Annotated in this window: 17 protein-coding genes; 14 read left to right on the top strand and 3 right to left on the bottom strand. The window is 66.9% G+C overall.

All coding sequences use genetic code 11. The features are described 5' to 3' along the window. The first annotated feature begins 15 nt into the window (after positions 1 to 15). From PGN37_RS08895 to PGN37_RS08880, 4 genes are all read left to right on the top strand, one after another. A complete protein-coding gene (locus tag PGN37_RS08895) occupies positions 16 to 726 on the top strand; it encodes a class I SAM-dependent DNA methyltransferase (protein ID WP_335330667.1) in 711 nt (236 codons plus the stop codon). Between the two features lie 68 nt (positions 727 to 794). Further along, positions 795 to 1,139 (top strand): hypothetical protein, encoded by a 345-nt coding sequence (locus PGN37_RS08890; protein WP_335330666.1) that lies wholly within the window; start codon positions 795 to 797, stop codon positions 1,137 to 1,139. A 65-nt stretch (positions 1,140 to 1,204) separates the two neighbouring features. Then, on the top strand, positions 1,205 to 2,623 hold the full coding sequence (locus tag PGN37_RS08885) for a sugar porter family MFS transporter (protein ID WP_335330665.1): 1,419 nt from the start codon (positions 1,205 to 1,207) through the stop codon (positions 2,621 to 2,623). 19 nt (positions 2,624 to 2,642) lie between these two features. Then, a complete protein-coding gene (locus PGN37_RS08880) occupies positions 2,643 to 3,281 on the top strand; it encodes a glyoxalase (RefSeq protein ID WP_335330664.1) in 639 nt (212 codons plus the stop codon). On the opposite strand, the gene PGN37_RS08875 is transcribed toward PGN37_RS08880, so the two are convergent. Then, positions 3,282 to 4,454: an aromatic ring-hydroxylating oxygenase subunit alpha gene (locus tag PGN37_RS08875; protein WP_335330663.1), complete on the bottom strand. Its 1,173-nt coding sequence runs from the start codon at positions 4,452 to 4,454 to the stop codon at positions 3,282 to 3,284. A gap of 69 nt (positions 4,455 to 4,523) precedes the next feature. On the opposite strand from PGN37_RS08875, the gene PGN37_RS08870 reads away from it, so the two are divergent. Next, positions 4,524 to 5,138 carry a TetR/AcrR family transcriptional regulator gene (locus tag PGN37_RS08870; protein WP_335330662.1) on the top strand — a complete coding sequence of 205 codons (615 nt, stop codon included), beginning with the start codon at positions 4,524 to 4,526 and terminating at the stop codon, positions 5,136 to 5,138. Positions 5,139 to 5,188: 50 nt separating this feature from the next. Then, positions 5,189 to 5,662 (top strand): ribonuclease HI, encoded by a 474-nt coding sequence (gene rnhA / locus PGN37_RS08865; protein ID WP_335330661.1) that lies wholly within the window; start codon positions 5,189 to 5,191, stop codon positions 5,660 to 5,662. A 10-nt stretch (positions 5,663 to 5,672) separates the two neighbouring features. Here rnhA and PGN37_RS08860 read toward each other — a convergent pair whose 3' ends face one another. After that, complete coding sequence (locus PGN37_RS08860; protein ID WP_335330660.1) at positions 5,673 to 7,163, bottom strand: HNH endonuclease signature motif containing protein; 1,491 nt, start codon at positions 7,161 to 7,163, stop codon at positions 5,673 to 5,675. Positions 7,164 to 7,239: 76 nt separating this feature from the next. Here PGN37_RS08860 and PGN37_RS08855 point away from each other — a divergent pair, with 76 nt between their 5' ends. Next, the gene (locus PGN37_RS08855) at positions 7,240 to 8,427 is read left to right on the top strand and encodes an alpha/beta hydrolase family protein (RefSeq protein WP_335330659.1); all 1,188 of its coding nucleotides are present in this window, start codon (positions 7,240 to 7,242) and stop codon (positions 8,425 to 8,427) included. Between the two features lie 6 nt (positions 8,428 to 8,433). Here PGN37_RS08855 and PGN37_RS08850 read toward each other — a convergent pair whose 3' ends face one another. Next, on the bottom strand, positions 8,434 to 10,713 hold the full coding sequence (locus PGN37_RS08850; RefSeq protein WP_335330658.1) for an ATP-dependent DNA ligase: 2,280 nt from the start codon (positions 10,711 to 10,713) through the stop codon (positions 8,434 to 8,436). Positions 10,714 to 10,795: 82 nt separating this feature from the next. Here PGN37_RS08850 and PGN37_RS08845 point away from each other — a divergent pair, with 82 nt between their 5' ends. The 7 genes from PGN37_RS08845 to PGN37_RS08815 are packed head-to-tail and all read left to right on the top strand — an operon-like array spanning position 10,796 to position 16,575. Continuing rightward, positions 10,796 to 12,211: a mannitol dehydrogenase family protein gene (locus tag PGN37_RS08845; RefSeq protein WP_335330657.1), complete on the top strand. Its 1,416-nt coding sequence runs from the start codon at positions 10,796 to 10,798 to the stop codon at positions 12,209 to 12,211. Next, positions 12,208 to 13,164, top strand: coding sequence for a carbohydrate kinase family protein (locus PGN37_RS08840; RefSeq protein WP_335330656.1), 957 nt, complete (start codon positions 12,208 to 12,210; stop codon positions 13,162 to 13,164). The genes PGN37_RS08845 and PGN37_RS08840 overlap by 4 nt, the downstream gene beginning before the upstream one ends. 9 nt (positions 13,165 to 13,173) lie before the next feature. Then, positions 13,174 to 14,133 (top strand): non-homologous end joining protein Ku, encoded by a 960-nt coding sequence (gene ku / locus PGN37_RS08835; protein ID WP_335330655.1) that lies wholly within the window; start codon positions 13,174 to 13,176, stop codon positions 14,131 to 14,133. A gap of 55 nt (positions 14,134 to 14,188) precedes the next feature. Next, a complete protein-coding gene (locus PGN37_RS08830; protein WP_335330654.1) occupies positions 14,189 to 14,980 on the top strand; it encodes an SDR family oxidoreductase in 792 nt (263 codons plus the stop codon). An 8-nt stretch (positions 14,981 to 14,988) separates the two neighbouring features. Then, the gene (locus tag PGN37_RS08825; RefSeq protein WP_335330653.1) at positions 14,989 to 16,065 is read left to right on the top strand and encodes an NAD(P)H-dependent amine dehydrogenase family protein; all 1,077 of its coding nucleotides are present in this window, start codon (positions 14,989 to 14,991) and stop codon (positions 16,063 to 16,065) included. 20 nt (positions 16,066 to 16,085) lie between these two features. Beyond that, on the top strand, positions 16,086 to 16,334 hold the full coding sequence (locus PGN37_RS08820; RefSeq protein ID WP_335330652.1) for a hypothetical protein: 249 nt from the start codon (positions 16,086 to 16,088) through the stop codon (positions 16,332 to 16,334). A 7-nt stretch (positions 16,335 to 16,341) separates the two neighbouring features. Continuing rightward, positions 16,342 to 16,575, top strand: a complete 234-nt coding sequence (locus tag PGN37_RS08815) for a hypothetical protein (RefSeq protein WP_335330651.1) — start codon at positions 16,342 to 16,344, stop codon at positions 16,573 to 16,575. The last annotated feature ends 68 nt before the right edge of the window (positions 16,576 to 16,643 follow it).

Below are 16,643 nucleotides of genomic sequence, written 5' to 3'. Positions count from 1 at the left end.
GGTAGAGTTCGGCTGATGACACGCGGCGCCTACGACGTTCCCGACGCCTTCGACGCCGGGGCGGACGCCTACGACGTCCTCGTCGATTCGAACCCGGGGTATCACGACCACCTTCGGTTGTCGGCGCAGCGCATGGCTCTGCCGGATCAGGGCCGCGGGCTGCGGTTGCTCGACATCGGCTGCGGTACCGGCGCATCGACGGCCGCGCTGCTGGACGCGGCGCCCCACGCGGAGATCATCGGCGTCGACGGGTCGGCCGGAATGCTGGCGCAGGCGCGAGCCAAACAGTGGCCGGATTCGGTGAGGTTCGTACACAGCCGCGCCGAAGGTCTGGCCGAGGCCGGAGTGACCGGACCGTTCGACGGCATCTTGGCCGCGTACCTGGTGCGGAACCTGCCCGACCCCGATCCGGTGCTGCAGACCCTGCGTGGCCTGTTGACCCCCGGCGGCGTCTTCGCCGCGCACGAGTACTCCGTGCGCGATTCCGCTGTCGCCCGGGTGACGTGGAACCTGGTCTGTGCGGCCATCATCATTCCCAGCGGCAAGATCCGGTCGGGCGATGCCGGGCTCTACCGCTACCTGCGTACCAGCGTCAACGACTTCGACGGAGCCGCTGGGTTTCGGGAACGCTTGCAGCGCAACGGTTTCGTCGATGTGCGGAGCCTGACGGTGTCGGGCTGGCAGCGCAACATCGTGCACACCTTCCTGGCCCACGCGCCCCGCTGACCTGATCTCGCGCCGACATCGGCTGGAAATACGGGATTAACACCGCTGCGGTGGGGGCACACAGCGGCATGGCTTTCAAACTCACATACTCCGACGGGCAGGAATCCACGCACGACGACGACACCGTCTGGGAACTCGACGAGGGTGTTCTGAAGCTCGGCCGCGAAGAGGGCAAGTGGTCAGTGCTGCTGTCGCCGAGTCACTGGGCGGTCCTCGAACTCGTGGCGTCCTCGTCGTCGGATTCTGACGACGACGAGAAGGACGACGACAAGAAGTCCGACAAGGACTCCGACGACGACAAGGATTCCGACGACGAGAAGTCGGACAAGAAGTCGGACAACAAGTCGGACAAGGACTCCGACGAGGACGACGACGACGACGACGACGACAAGAAGTCCGACAAGGACGACTAGTCCCGAATCTTCTGCACGGCAGCATCTTTCGAGCTGCAGTGCACCGTGGCGCCCAGGAGGCCCGGATGAAGTCCCACGACACCGCCGCGTCCGATCAAGACAGGACCACCGCCCCGGGGCAGCTGACCGGTGCCGCGATCATCGTCGCACTCGTGTCGGCGGTGTCGGGCATGCTCTACGGCTACGACACCGGAATCATCTCCGGTGCGCTGCTCCAGATCACCAAGGACTTCGGTATCGAGGAGTCGTGGAAACAGGTGATCGCGGCGAGCATCCTCCTGGGCGCTGTGATCGGTGCTCTGACCTGTAGTTATCTGTCGGAGAGGCGGGGCCGCAAGGGGACACTGCTCATGCTCGCGGTGGTGTTCGTGGTCGGCGCTCTCTGGTGCGCCGTCGCCCCGAATCCGTTCGTGCTCTCGCTCGGCCGCCTCGTCCTCGGGTTCGCCGTCGGTGGCGCGACGCAGACCGCACCGATGTACGTCGCCGAGCTGGCGCCCCCGAAGTACCGCGGCCGGCTGGTGCTCTGCTTCCAGATCGCCATCGGCGTCGGCATCGTGATCGCGACGATCGTCGGTGCCACCGAACACATTCCGTGGCGGTGGTCGATCGGCGCGGCCGCCGTCCCGGCCGCGATAATGCTCCTGCTGTTGCTCCGCCTGCCCGAGAGTCCGCGCTGGCTCGTGAAGAACGATCGCGGCGAGGATGCCCGCGAGGTCCTCGAACGGGTTCGCCCGTCGGGATACGACGTCGACGGTGAGCTCGAGGAGATGGAAGAACTGACGCGCAAAGAGCAGACCGCGAAAACCCGGGGTTGGCCGGGGTTGCGCGAGGCATGGGTGCGTCCGGCCCTCGTCCTCGGTTGCGGCATCGCGATTTTCACGCAGCTCAGCGGTATCGAGATGATCATCTACTACTCGCCGACCATCCTGACCGACAACGGCTTCTCGGAATCGGTGGCACTCGAGGTGTCGGTCGCGCTCGGCGTCAGCTATCTGGTGGCGCAGTTGGTGGGCCTGTCGATCATCGACAAGGTGGGCCGGCGCAGGCTCACACTGATCATGATCCCCGGCGCCGCGGTGAGCCTGTTCGTGCTCGGCACGCTGTTCGTGACGGGAAACAGCGGCCGGGATTCAGTCCCGTTCATCATCGCGTGCCTGGTGGTGTTCATGCTGTTCAATGCCGGCGGCCTCCAGCTGATGGGCTGGTTGACGGGCTCCGAAACGTATCCGCTGGCGGTGCGTCCGGCGGGCACGGCGGTGCAGTCCGCGGCGTTGTGGGGGACGAATCTGCTCATCACGCTGACCTTGCTCACGCTGATCAGTGGCATCGGTGTGGGTCCGGCGATGTGGCTCTACGGACTGTTCAACGTGGCGGCATGGCTGTTCGTGTACTTCCGCATGCCCGATCTGACCGGCCGCAGCCTCGAGGAGATCGAGAGCAAGTTGAGCGACGGCAAGTTCCGTCCCGCCGACTTCGCGCGCTGATCTGACACACTCGGCGGTCATGACGTTGCGCATCGCCACGCTCGAGGTGGCCGATCCCCGGTCTGCCTGGGTGGAAGCGGGTTTCACGGTGGATGCTGGCGACGTATGCCGGATCGGTGATGTCGGCGTCGAATTGGTCGGGCGTGCCAGAGGTTCCGGCATCGTCGGGTGGTCGCTCGGCGGACTTCCTGCCGACCTGGGTGAGGACGTGGACGGGATCGCTACGACGAGATCTGGCGCCAGTGCGCCGGTGCCGGGGGTTCATCGCAACGGCGTCACCGCGATCGACCATGTGGTGTTGATGTCGCCGGATCTCGACCGGACTGTCGAGACGCTCGGCCGCCTCGGCGAGCAGCCGCGTCGCGAACGCGACGCTCATGTCGGCGAGCGGCCAATCCGGCAGATCTTCTATCGGTTCGGCGAGACGATCGTCGAAGTAGTCGGCTCGCCCGGGGCGTCGGACCCAGGGCCGTCGACGCTGTGGGGCATCACCTACGTGGTCGTCGACATCGACGAGTCGGCCCGCTTCTTCGGTGATCGAACCTCCCCGATCAAGGCAGCTGTACAGCTCGGTCGGCGGATCACCACGCTGCGCCATCGCGACCTGGGCATGTCGGTGCGTACCGCGCTGATCTCGGCGCGGCCCGCCCGACAGTGATCAGGACAGCGCTATACCGAGCTCGTCGGCGAAGACCTTGATCATGTGTTGAACCGCAATTTCGTTGCGGCCGATGATCATATGGTCGTGCTGACCGTGGCGCACACCCTGACCGCACTGCGGCAGCATCGCGAAATCCTCGTCGCGTACCGCGGCGTGGACGCTGTCGAAGATGGTCTCGTAGGTGGCGCGCATGTCGTCGTTCTGCGCGGGAACACGCGCCATCCAGCTGTGCCGGACGGTGCAGCGGGTCGGCTCGCCCGCGGGCAGCATGTCGATGATCTCCACTCCGACGGGGCTGTTGGCGAGGATGAGGTTCGGGTAGATCCAGTAGATGACGCCCATGTTGGTCAACACCTCGCGCGGGGCCGCGGGGTCGGCGTCGAGGTTCGTGATCCAGGTGAACGGGAATCCGATGCGGTGGTGTCTGCCGTACTCGTCGTAGATCGCGGTGTTGGCCAACGTGTTCTGCCCGATCAGGCTCTCCCCGTGTACGAACGGAAAGTGATAGCCCTCGGCGAAGGCCTCCAAGGCTCCCTTCCACGAGACGTCGGAGGTGAACTCGCGTTCGGCGTGGTAGCCGTATGACGCGTAGTTCCACCGCTCGAGCTCAGATGCGACGGGCCCGAGGTGGGCGTCGAGGTCGATCGTCGCGTCGGCCGTCAGGACCGCCCAGATGAAGCCGTACCGCTCTTCGGACGGCAATTCGACGAGACCGTAGTCCTTCAGGTTCATCGAATCGAAGCCTGCGCGCCCGGGGACCATGAACAGTTCACCGGTGTTCTTGTAGGTCCATGCGTGATAGGGGCAGACGAACCGCGAGGCGTTGCCAGAACCGCACGCCGGCATCGCGCCCCGGTGCCGGCAGTAGTTGAGCAGGACGCGGCTGGCACCCGTGCGATCGCGGGTGACCAGGAGCGAATCGCCGAGCACCGATCGCACGACGTAGTCGTTGGCGTTCGGCAGCTGCGCCGACGGGACGATCGCGAGCGGGACGCGGCGCAAGATCTGCGACTCCTCGACCTCAGTGGTCTTCGGATCGCGGTAGTAGTGCAGCGGCACCCGCAGCTCGCGGTCGGCCATATCGGTGGTGCCGGCGAGCGCATGGGCGAGAGCCCGCTCGGTCAACACCTCGTCGTCGCAGGGGGCAGGGATGTCGTGGGCCAGCACCATGTTCTGACCATACATTCGCTTACAACTGTATTGTCAAGGTTCGGCGACGTTTCGTGCGACGATCGCGGCATGCGCAGGCACGGGTGGGCGGGCGACATCCCTCGCGACGACGACGAGGCCGCCGGGCGCATCCTGGCGGCCGCCCGACGGGCCATCGACGGCGGGCAGCCCGCGACAGTGTCGACGATCGCGCAGGAGCTGGGCGTGACGCGGCAGACGGTCTACCGCTACTTCCCCACTCAGGAAGCCCTGCTCGCCGCCACGGCACTGTCGTCGATCGACGGCTTCCTCGATCGGCTCGCCGACCAACTGGGCACCATCGTCGAACCGACGCGAGCCGTTGTCGAGAGCATCGCCTACACGCTCGAACAACTCTCGCAGGACCGGTATCTGCGCCTGGTCGTCGAACCGGGAAAGGCGTCGGCATTCACCGCGGGCGTGACGTCCGACCTGGCGATCAGCTTCGGCCGGTCGATCCTCGAGCGCTTCGACGTCGACTGGGCTGCAGCCGGTTTCGCTGACGAAAAGCTCGACGGCCTGGTGGAGTTCATGCTGCGGATGCTGCAGTCGTTCATCGTCGACCCCGGCGGACCGGAGCGCCAGGGCGCCGGCCTGCGCGACTACCTGGCCGACTGGATCGCGCCTGCGATCCAGTCCCGCGCGGGAGCGGCGACTCGGCGGTGACGCGGCGAGTCACCCTGCCCGCCGGTCACGCGATTGCCTATCCTCGGCGCATGCCTGACGCCACCCGAGACGATGTCGTGGTGATCCACACCGACGGCGGCTGCCGGCCCAACCCTGGACCCGGTGGCTGGGGAGCGGTGCTGCGGCAGCGCCAGCATGTCCGTGAGATGTGCGGCGGCGAGTCCGGCGTGACGAGTAACAATCGGATGGAACTGACGGCACCGATCATGGCTCTCGAGGCTTTGACGCGGCCGGTGTCGGTGCACCTCTACACCGACAGCACGTACGTGCGTAATGGGATCACCAAGTGGGTGCTCGGCTGGGAGCGCAACGGCTGGCTGACCGCCGCCAAGCAACCGGTGAAGAACGTCGACCTATGGCAACGACTCCAAAAGGCTTGTGCGCGGCACGAAGTGGAGTGGTTCTGGGTGAAGGGCCACTCCGGCGTCGACGACAATGAGCTGGCCGATGTCCTCGCCACCCGCGGCATGACCGAGGCCATTGCCGCAGGGATCGCGATCTAGCAAAAGGCCCTCAGGCCACTTGGTTGTCGGGTGGTGCGGGTCCGCCGGGTTCTGACGGGTCGCCGGTCGACGGCGGCGGGCACGTGTCGGCGCCGCGAACCGGATCGGCCTGCGCGACAGCGTCGTTCCCCTCCTCCTCGGGTGGGCGGAGGAGGCGTTCGGGGGTGTGGTGGGTGTTGATGCGGGTTTGTCCGGTGTCCAGGTTCGGCGGTGGGGTCCATTCGACGTCGTGGCGGGCGTTCATCGATGTGGTCCAGCCGCCGGGTGCGACGGCGCGGTTATCGGGTGGGCAGGCCAGGCCGAGGTCGTCGATATTGGTGAGCCCGCCGTCGGCCCAATCGGCGGTGACGTGGTGGACCTGGCAGCCGTACGCCCCGACGGGGCAGCCGGGTTTGGTGCAGCCCCCCTCGCGGGCGATCAACATGATTCTTTGCGCCACCGAGGCGGTGCGCCGCGCCCGGAACAGGTCCAGCGCGGAGCCGGTGGCCCGGTCGAAGACCGCCAAATAGTGGGACGCGTGGGCGCCCATCCGGATCACGTCCTTGATCGGGAGGCGGGTGCCGCCACCGGTGGTGCCGATTCCGGCGCGGGATTCGAGGTCCTGGAGGGTGGTGCGCACGATCACCGTGACCGGTAACCCGTTGAGCTGCCCGAGTTCCCCGCTCATCAGCGCGATGCGTCCGACGGCGAGCAAGGCATCATGGTGGCGTTGGGCCAGGCTGCGGTGATCGTTGTCGATCTGGGCTTGGGTCGGCGTCCCCGAGATACACGGCTCCTCGTCGTCAGGGTTGCACATGCCCGGCGCGGCGTACTTGGCGAAGATCGCCTCCCACACCGCGGCGGCTTCCGGGGTCAGATCTCCCTGCCACGCCGTCATCCCGTCGCGACCCTGCCGAGATTTCTTGAGACTCCGTTTGCGGGTGCGTTCGGTGTCGTCGGGTTCGGGGCCGTCCTGATCGAGCAGAAATAACTCCAGATCCGCAGCATCCTGGGTGGCTTTCGGACCGGCACCGGCAGCGATGCGCACCACCTCGGCCTCGAACTGCTCACGCGTGGTCGCATCCACGAAGCCGGGCAACTTGTCGACGGCTTTACGGATGATCTCCACATGCTCCGGCGTGATCCGACCCAAGGCTTGGGCCGCCGCCGTCGCCTCCAACACCGGCGGCAACGGTTCCCCGGTCAGCGACGACCGCGGTGCGAGCAAGGCGGCCTCGGTCAACCGACGATTCGCCTCCGGGCCACTGATGCGATAGCGGATGGCGAGGACGTCTTTCCAGTTCTTGGCGCCCATCTTCTGCGGAGTGGTCTCGACCTGCAGCCGCGCCAACCCACGATTGCGGGCCGCCGGCAACCGGCACCCCGCCGATTCGATCTCGTCGAGCAGCTCCTTGAGCTCGCCGGCGGTCGCGAGGTCCAGATCGGCAGCGAGCACACCATCGACCGCGGCCCGTAGGACCGCCACCGCCTCCCGCACCTCCGACATGATTCGAACATACATTCGACCACCGACAGATCCGGGCTGCCCGCATGCGCCGGCAACACATCCTGCTGACCGAATGTGATTGGCTGCCTGTATGCGCCCGACGACGCGAATCCTGGTGGCCCTACTCCTCATTACAGCCCTGGTGGCCGCCCCAGCGTCACCGGCGAACGCCGAGGCGCCGGCGTGGTCCGGCCTCGACGCGCGGTCCTTCGCCGGCCCCGTACCTCCGGCCGGGACGACCATCGCCTCTGTTCCTCTGGACCCCGCGCTGTCGCTGACCGGCGCCGGGCCCGCGTACCGCGTGCTCTACTCCACCACCGATCAGCACGATCGCCCCGCCGTCAGCACGGGAGCGGTGTTCGTCCCTCCCGGCCCCGCACCGGAAGGCGGATTTCCCGTCATCGCCTGGGCCCACGGCACCGTCGGCCTCGGCGATGACTGCACGCCCTCTGCCCACCCGCGGACACCACGCGACGACGAATACCTGTCGCACTGGCTCGGCCAGGGATACGCAGTTGTCGCCAGCGATTACGCCGGCCTGGGCACGCCGGGGTTGATGAGCTACCTCAACAGCATCACCACCGCCCACGCAGTCGTGGACTCGGTGATCGCCGCCCACGGCATGGGCCTGCCCCTCTCGCCGGAGTGGGCCATCGTCGGCCAGTCGCAGGGCGGCGGCGCCGCGATCAGCAGCGCACGCTGGGCCACCGAGTTCAGCCGCGGCACCGGCCTGGACTACCGCGGCGCCGTCGCCACCGGCGCACCCGCCAACATCGACAAGCTCGTGGCCCAAGCCGGGCCGAACCTCGAGCTGCCCGAATTAGGGCCTATCGCCAACGCCTACACCGCATACATTCTGGCGTCCCTGCGCGAGGCGCGACCCGATCTGGACATCGACGGCGTGCTCAGCCCCGCCGGGATCGACGCCGCCTCCCGCGCCGAAACCCTCTGTACCGCAGAGCTGTCCGACCAGCTGGCGCATCTGACACCGGCCTCGTTCTTCTCCGCGCCGCTGAACTCGATCCCCGGCATGGCTGAGGCGCTGAACGACTTCATGGGGACGCCGTCCACCGGGTTCGACCGCCCCCTCTTCCTCGGCGTCGGGCTGCTGGATCGCGACGTTCCGCCGTCGTCGACGTTGTCGTTCTACGACCAACTGGTGGCCAACAATGAGGACGTCACTTTGCGCGTCTACCCCGAGGACGACCACAGCGGAACGGTCCTCGCGTCGATGGCCGATTCCACGCCGTTCCTTCGTGACGCCTTCGGCCGCAACTGATTCGCGCTACTCCCAGCGCACGTCGTCTGGCGCCTTATCGGGGCGAAGCCCGCGCCAGCTCGGCTGGCGCAGCCGGTTGTCTCCGGTGCGTTCGCTGTACCGAACCTCGCCCACCAGCTCCGGCCGCACAAACGTCACGCCTTTGGCGTCCTGAGCGGGAAGCTTTGTCGCGAAGGGTGATTCCGAGGTGTGTAGTGGCTCGAGCGTCTTCCGTAGCATCGCCAGTTCCTTCTCGGTGAATCCGGTGCCGACCCGGCCCGCGAACTGCAGACCGCTCTCGTCGGGGATGCCGAGCATCAACGCGCCGAGACCGCTGGTGCGCCCGCCCGCTCCGGCGCGCCACCCGCCGATCACGACCTCCTGCGTTCGCCAGAGTTTGTGCTTGATCCACGCCGATGACCGCCGGCCCGGCTGGTAGGTGGCGTCGCGCTTCTTGGCCACCACGCCTTCCCAGTTCTTCTCCCGCGCGAGCGCCAGCGCATCGCGACCGTCCCCATCGAATTGCGCCGGAACGATCAAACCGCCCTGCTCGGCCAGCGCGTCGAGGATGCGACGACGGTCGGAATACTTGGCCCGCAACAGAGATCGACCGTCCAAGAAGAGAATGTCGAACGCCCAGAATTCGACCCGCGTCGACCGCTTCCGGTTCTGCATCTCGCGGAAGCTGGGCGCACCGGACTCGTCGAGCGCGACCGCCTCCCCGTCGAGGATCGCATGATGTTCGGCGAGATCGGCTGCCAGCGCGCGAAACTGCGGATACTCGGCGGAGACGTCCCGACCGGAACGCGACCGGACGCTCAGCGCACCGTGGTCAGCGTCGACCAGCACCCGGTACCCGTCCCATTTTCCCTCGAAAGCCCACTGCGCCTTCGTGTATCGCTCGATGGAACCCTCGGTGGCCAGCATCGGCGCCAGATCCGCGAACGTCGGCTCCTGCTGTTCCTTCATACGATGGGCGAGCCAGTTCTTGCCGTCCGTCTGGATCAACGCGTAGCGGCCGCGGATCTTGTCGCCGTGCAGCGTCACGATCACCTCACCGCCTTTGGCAGGCCCGTCCGGCGAGTGGTCGGTGAATTTCTCGGTGTCGTAGGTGCCGGTGTCCCACACGAAAACCTGTCCGCCCCCGTACTCACCTTTCGGGATCTGTCCTGCGAACGTCAGGTACTCCATCGGATGGTCCTCGGTGTGGACCGCGAGGTGATTGACCGACGGAGTGTCCGGCAGGTTCTTGGGCACCGCCCAGCTGACCAGGACACCGTCGCGCTCGAGCCGGAAGTCGTAGTGCAGCCGCCGCGCGTGATGCTCCTGGATGACGAACTTGTCGTTGTTGCCGACCTGCGGCGCCTGCGCCGGTACCGGTTCGGGTGTCTTGGCGCTGTCACGCATACCGCGGTAGGTGGTCAGCCGATCGGGCACCGGCAGCGGCTCGTCGAGATCGCTGAGCAGATCCCCGTCCCGCTCCCAGCGCTCCAGGACCTCGGCGAACGTCAGATGTCGCAGATCGGGATCGTCGATCTCCTCCCAGGTGCGCGGTGCGGCCACCGTCGGATGTTCGCGTCCGCGAAGCGAATACGGCGCGATCGTGGTCTTGTTCCCGTTGTTCTGACTCCAGTCCAGGAAGACCTTGCCGTCACGCACGCTCTTGGTCATCGTCGCGGTGACCTTCTTCGGCATCACCTGTTCGAGCTGCACTGCGACCCTCTTGGCCAGCACCGACGCGCCGCGTGAACTGATCGGATGGTCCAGCGGGACGTAGAGGTGCAGACCTTTGCTGCCGCTGGTCAAGGGGAACGTCCGCAGACCGATGTCGGAGATCAGGTCCTTCACCTCGTGTGCGACCTCGCACAGCTGAACCATGCTCACTCCGTCACCGGGATCGAGATCGAACACGATCCGGGTCGCCTGCCCCGCATCCGATGAGCCGGTGCGGTCCCCCGGTTCGAAGCGCCATTGCGGCACATGGACTTCCAGCGCCGCCTGTTGCGCGATCCACGCCAGACCCTCCGTGGTGTCGATGATCGGGTAGGTCGTGGTCCCCGACTTGTGCACGATGGTCCCGCGGTCCAGCCAGTCCGGCGCTGAGGACGCCAGCTGCTTTTCGAAGAACGCCGGCTCGTCCACGCCGTTGGGCCACCGCTTGCGGGTGACCGCACGACCCGCGATGTGCGGCAGCATCGCCGCGGCGATCGAGACGTAATACTCGAAGACCTCGGCCTTCGTGGTGCCCGTGGCCGGATACAGCACCTTGTCGGGGTTGCTCAGCCGCACCCTCTGGTAGCCGTCCACGGTCAAAACGTATACCCGCTTTGCGGCACTGCCTGCCTGCGCGCGAGGAGCCGGGTAGCGTCGAGACCGTGGCGATGCCGGCATGAAACTCGACGACGAAACCCTCCCGCAGCTCACGATTCCGGGTCCGAGCTACGACCGGGCCCACACCGGCGTCGGCATCGTGCATTTCGGGGTCGGCGGATTCCATCGCGCGCATCAGGCCGCCTACCTGGACCGACTCCTCAACGAGGGGCTGGACGGCGGGTGGGGTATTTGCGGTGTCGGCGTGCTGCCCGCCGACCGGAAGATGGCCGATGTGATGGCCGCGCAGGACGGACTGTACACCTTGCTGCTGGTACATCCCGACGGCACCCGCGAGGCCCGGGTCATCGGCTCGATCGTCGAGTACCGCTATGCACCCGATGACCCGGACAGCGTGATCGAGCTGCTGGCGGCGCCGAGCACCCGCATCATCTCTCTGACGATCACCGAAGGCGGTTACCAGCTCGACGATCTGCCCGAGATCAACGTGTTCGGCCTCGTGACCGATGCCCTCGCGCGTCGGCGCGACCGGGGAGTTCCGTCGCCGACGATCGTGTCGTGCGACAACATCGAAGGCAACGGCGATGTCGCCCGGGATGCCTTCACCAGATACGCCGACTCCGCTCACCCCGGGCTCTCGGGCTGGATGGCCGAGCACACCCGTTTCCCCAATTCGATGGTCGACCGCATCACGCCGGTCACCACGCCTGAGGTGATCGACACGGTGTCAAGCGGATTCGGCATCGACGACCAGTGGCCGGTGATCGCCGAGCCGTTCACGGCGTGGGTGCTCGAGGATTCCTTCTCCGACGGCCGGCCCCCATGGGAGGATGCCGACGTCCTGCTGGTCGACGATGTGACGCCCTACGAGTTGATGAAGCTGCGCCTACTCAACGCCGGCCATCAGACCCTGTGCTATTTCGCCTACCTGGCCGGTTACCGGCTGGTCCACGACGCCGCCGGAGATCCCCTGTTCGCCGAGCTGCTGCGGCGGTACTTCGCCGAAGCCACACCGACACTGGCTCCGGTTCCCGGCATCGACCTCGAGGACTATCAGCGCACCCTGATCGAGCGTTTCGCCAATCCCGGCGTGCGCGACACCATCGCCCGGCTCTGCGCGTACTCCTCGGACCGGATCCCGCAGTGGCTCGTGCCGGTGATACAGGCGAATCTGAAAGCCGGTCGTAGCGTCCAGATTTCGGCGGCTGTCGTCGCCAGCTGGGCGCGCTACGCCGAGGGCGTCGACGAACAGGGTGAACCGATCGACGTCGAGGACAACCGCGTCCAGACGCTCGCACCGCTTGCGAAAGCCCAACGCGACAACCCCACCTCGTTCGTCGAGAACACGGCACTGTTCGGCGACCTCGCGCAACAGCCCCGCTTCGTCGAGGCCTACCGCGAGTCGCTCGCCTCACTGCACGAGCACGGCGCACGCGCGACGCTGGAGGCACTGATCTCCGGTGACGCGCGATGAGCGACCGGCGGGCGCTCGTGATCGGTGAAGCGCTGATCGACATCGTCATTCGCGGCGCGGAGGTGACCGGCGAACACGTCGGCGGAAGCCCACTCAACGTCGCCGTCGGGCTGGGCCGGCTCGGCCGCAGCGTCGACTTCCTCACCCACATCGGCCGCGACGAGCACGGCCGTCGCATCACCGAGCACCTGAGCGCCTCCGGCGTCGAACTGGTCACCGGCAGCAGCACAGCCGAACGCACACCGACCGCACGCGCGATGCTCGACGAACACGGCGGCGCCACCTACGAATTCGACATCGAATGGCAGCTGAGCGGCACCCCCGAAGTTGCTCCGCCCGTGGTGGCCCACACCGGTTCGATCGCCGCGGTGCTCGAACCGGGATGCCGGGCGGTGGCTGCGCTGCTCGACACCTACCACCCGTCGGCCACCGTGACCTTCGACCCCAATGTCCGGCCGTCACTCATCGACGACGATGATGCGGCCCGCAATCGCATCGACCGTCTGATCGAGCGCAGCGACATCGTCAAAGTCAGCGACGAGGACCTGGCCTGGTACGACCCGGACCGTTCCCCTGAGGAGATCGCGCACACGTGGCTCGGCCTCGGGCCGGCCGCCGTCGTCGTGACGTTCGGCGAGCGTGGCTCGTTCGGGCTCGCCGCAGGCGGCAGCGTCCGCATCGCGGCACCGCCGGTCGACGTGGTGGACACCGTCGGCGCCGGAGACTCCTTCATGGCCGGACTCATCGATGCGTTGTGGGAGATCGATCTGCTGGGGGCCGAGCGGCGACACGACCTGCGCGGCATCTCCGAAGCCGCGCTCACCCACGCCTTGGAAAGCGCCGCGCTGTCGTCGGCGCTGACCGTCGCACGTCCGGGCGCCGACCTGCCCGATCGGGCGACCCGCGACGCGGCCGCGGCGAGGTCCGGCCCGCAGGCGGGTCGACCCGGCTAGCCTGGGGTGATGCGGTCCATCTGGAAGGGTTCGATCGCCTTCGGGCTGGTCAACGTCCCCGTCAAGGTCTACAGCGCCACCGAGGACCACGACATCAAGTTCCATCAGGTGCATGCCAAGGACAACGGTCGTATCCGCTACAAGCGCGTGTGCGAGGTCGACGGGGAGGTCGTCGAGTACCGCGACATCGCCAAGGCCTACGAGTCCGACGACGGGCAGACGGTGATCATCACCGACGAGGACATCGCCAGCCTGCCCGAGGAGCGCAGCCGCGAGATCGAGGTGTTGGAGTTCGTGCCCGCCAGTGATCTCGACCCTCTGATGTACGACCGGAGCTACTTTCTCGAGCCCGATGGCAAGTCATCGAAATCGTATGTGCTGCTTGCCAAGACTCTGATGGAGACCGACCGGGTCGCGATCGTGAACTTCGCGCTGCGCAACAAGACACGGCTGGCCGCGCTGCGGGTCAAGGACTTCAGCAAGCGCGACGTGATGATGATCCACACGCTGCTGTGGCCCGACGAGATCCGCGACCCCGACTTCCCGGTGCTGGACAAGGATGTCGAGATCAAACCCGCGGAGCTCAAGATGGCCAGCCAGGTCGTCGATTCGATGACCGACGACTTCAATCCCGATCGGTATCACGACGACTACCAGGAGCACCTGCAGGAGCTGATCCAGGCCAAGCTCGAGGGCGGCGAGGCGTTCACCACCGAGGAGCAGCCCACGGAGCTCGACGCCTCCGAGGACGTCTCGGACCTGCTGGCCAAGCTCGAGGCGAGCGTCAAAGCCCGCAAGGAGCAGAGCGGCGCCGCCGAGAAAGACGACACCGAGAAAGACGACCAGCCCGCCAAGAAGGCGCCCGCGAAGAAGGCCGCCAAGAAGGCTCCGACGAAACAGGCGGCGAAACAGGCGGCGAAGAAGGCCCCCGCCAAGAAGGCTGCGAAGAAAGCCGCAGCCAAGAAGTAGAACGTGTTCCAGAAACACCTTCCGGGGCGGCGGTTCGCTTGCTAGCGTGACGCCCGTGATCCTGGACAGATTCCGGCTCGACGATCAGGTGGCCGTGGTGACGGGCGCGGGCCGCGGCCTCGGTGCGGCGATGGCAGTCGCCTTTGCAGAAGCAGGCGCTGACGTGCTGATCTCTGCCCGCACGCAGGCCCAGTTGGAGGAGGTGGCCGAGCAGGTCGCCGGCACCGGCCGGCGGGCGCACATCGTGGTCGCCGACCTCGCCCACGCCGACGACACCGCCGCCCTCGCGGCCCAGGCCGTCGAGGCGTTCGGCAGACTAGACATCGTCGTCAACAACGTCGGCGGGACCATGCCGAATGCGCTGCTGAACACGTCCACGAAGGATTTGCGCGACGCATTCGCGTTCAACGTCGCCACCGCCCACGCGCTGACGCTCGCCGCGGCACCGCTGATGATCGAGCACTCCGGTGGCGGCAGCATCATCAACATCACCTCGACAATGGCTCGGGTGTCGGGCCGCGGATTTGCGGCCTACGGCACCGCGAAGGCCGCGCTTGCGCATTACACGCGCCTCTCGGCGCTGGATCTGGCACCGCGCATCCGCGTCAACGCGATCGCCCCGGGCTCGATCCTCACCTCGGCGCTCGACATCGTGGCGAGCAACGACGACCTGCGAACACCGATGGAACAGGCCACGCCGATGCGACGCCTCGGCGACCCGCTCGACATCGCGGCCGCCGCGGTCTATCTCGCCTCCCCGGCCGGCGCTTACCTCACCGGCAAGACGCTCGAGGTCGACGGCGGCATCACCTACCCGAACCTCGAACTGCCCATCCCCGACCTGTAGAGGACACCATGACGATTCGCGTAGCCGCCATCGGAACCGGAAACGTCGGCAGACACGCACTGGCACAACTCATCTCGGACCCTGCGTACGAACTCACCGCGGTGTGGGTGTCCTCCGACGCCAAGGCCGGCACCGACGCGGGCGAGCTCGCGGGGCTCGGGGTCTCGACCGGCGTGCTGGCCACCACCGATCTCGACGCCGTCATCGCCACCGCACCCGACTGCGCGGTCTACACCGCGATGGCCGACAACCGGTTGCCCGAGGCGCTCGAGGACTACCGCCGCATCCTGGCCGCCGGTATCAACGTCGTGGGAAGCGCCGCGGTGTTCCTGCAGTACCCGTGGGGAGTGTTGCCCGACGAGATGGTGACCCCGCTCGAGGACGCCGCCAAGGCGGGCAATGCCAGCGTCTTCGTCAACGGCATCGATCCCGGCTTCGCAAACGATCTGCTGCCGATGGCTCTGGCAGGTACCTGTCAGAGCATCCAGCAGATCCGCTGCATGGAGATCATCAACTACGACACCTACGACAGTGCGACGGTGATGTTCGACGTCATGGGTTTCGGCGGCAGCCTCGACGAGACGCCGATGCTGCTGATGCCCGGCGTGCTGAGCCTGGCGTGGGGGTCGGTGGTGCGCCAGCTCGCCGCGGGCCTCGGCCTGGAACTCGACGAGGTGACCGAGACGCACACGCGGGTGCCAGCACCCGAGGACTTCGACATCGCCTCCGGCCACATCGCCGAAGGAACAACTGCGGCAATGCGTTTCGAGGTCCGCGGAATGAAGGACGGGGAGGTCGCGGTCGTTCTCGAACACGTCACCCGGCTGCGTGACAATCTGTGTCCGGACTGGCCGCAGCCTGCGCAACCCGGCGGTTCCTACCGCATCGAGATCACCGGCGAACCGTCCTACACGGTAGATCTGTGCCTGAGCAGTCTTCACGGCGACCACAACCACGCCGGCCTGGTCGCCACGGCCGCCCGCGTGGTCAACGCGATCCCCGCGGTGATCGACGCCGCACCCGGGATCGTGACAGCGATCGAGTTACCTCCCGTGACTGGCAAAGGTCTGTACGCTAACCGGTGAACCCGCTGAAAGGACCCCGCATGAAGGTTCGCCTGAGTACCGTTGCCGCTCTTCTCGTTGCCGGCGGCGCGTCCGTCGCCATCGCCGCCGCACCTGCTGCCGTGGCCCAGCCCACCTGCGTCCAGACCGGTGAGGGCGGCGGCTTCCAGGGCGGCGCGAACACGGATTGCCAGTCCCCGGGCAATGCGCAGATCGACTCCCGGCCGAGCGTCTACGCCGAGCCGTGGGAGGGCGGTTTCGGCTGGGGCTACGGCCCCTATGTGATGTGAGCCGACGATGACGCGTCGGGCACTCGGCTTCGCGGCGGTCGTGGGTGCGGGTGCCGCAATCGCCTGGGGCGGAATGGGCGTCGCGACGGCGACGCCGAAATGCAGTGACGTCGGCAAGACGATCACCTACTGCGAGACGAACGGCAGCACGCAGATCACCGCGACACCTCCCCCGTGGAACTGGGGCGGCTGGCAGGGCGGCGGCTACTACCCCTTCGGCGCCTTCGGTTACCTGCCCTGACGTAGGCCCAGCCGACCGGCTCGTTGCCACGCTGCGAGATTTTCGGCTAACCTAACTTTTCTCTTCGC

Origin of the sequence: Mycobacterium kyogaense, from assembly GCF_036946525.1 — a bacterium.
Taxonomy (GTDB): Bacteria; Actinomycetota; Actinomycetes; order Mycobacteriales; family Mycobacteriaceae; genus Mycobacterium; species Mycobacterium kyogaense_A.
This window is presented reverse-complemented; position numbering and strand designations above follow the sequence as displayed.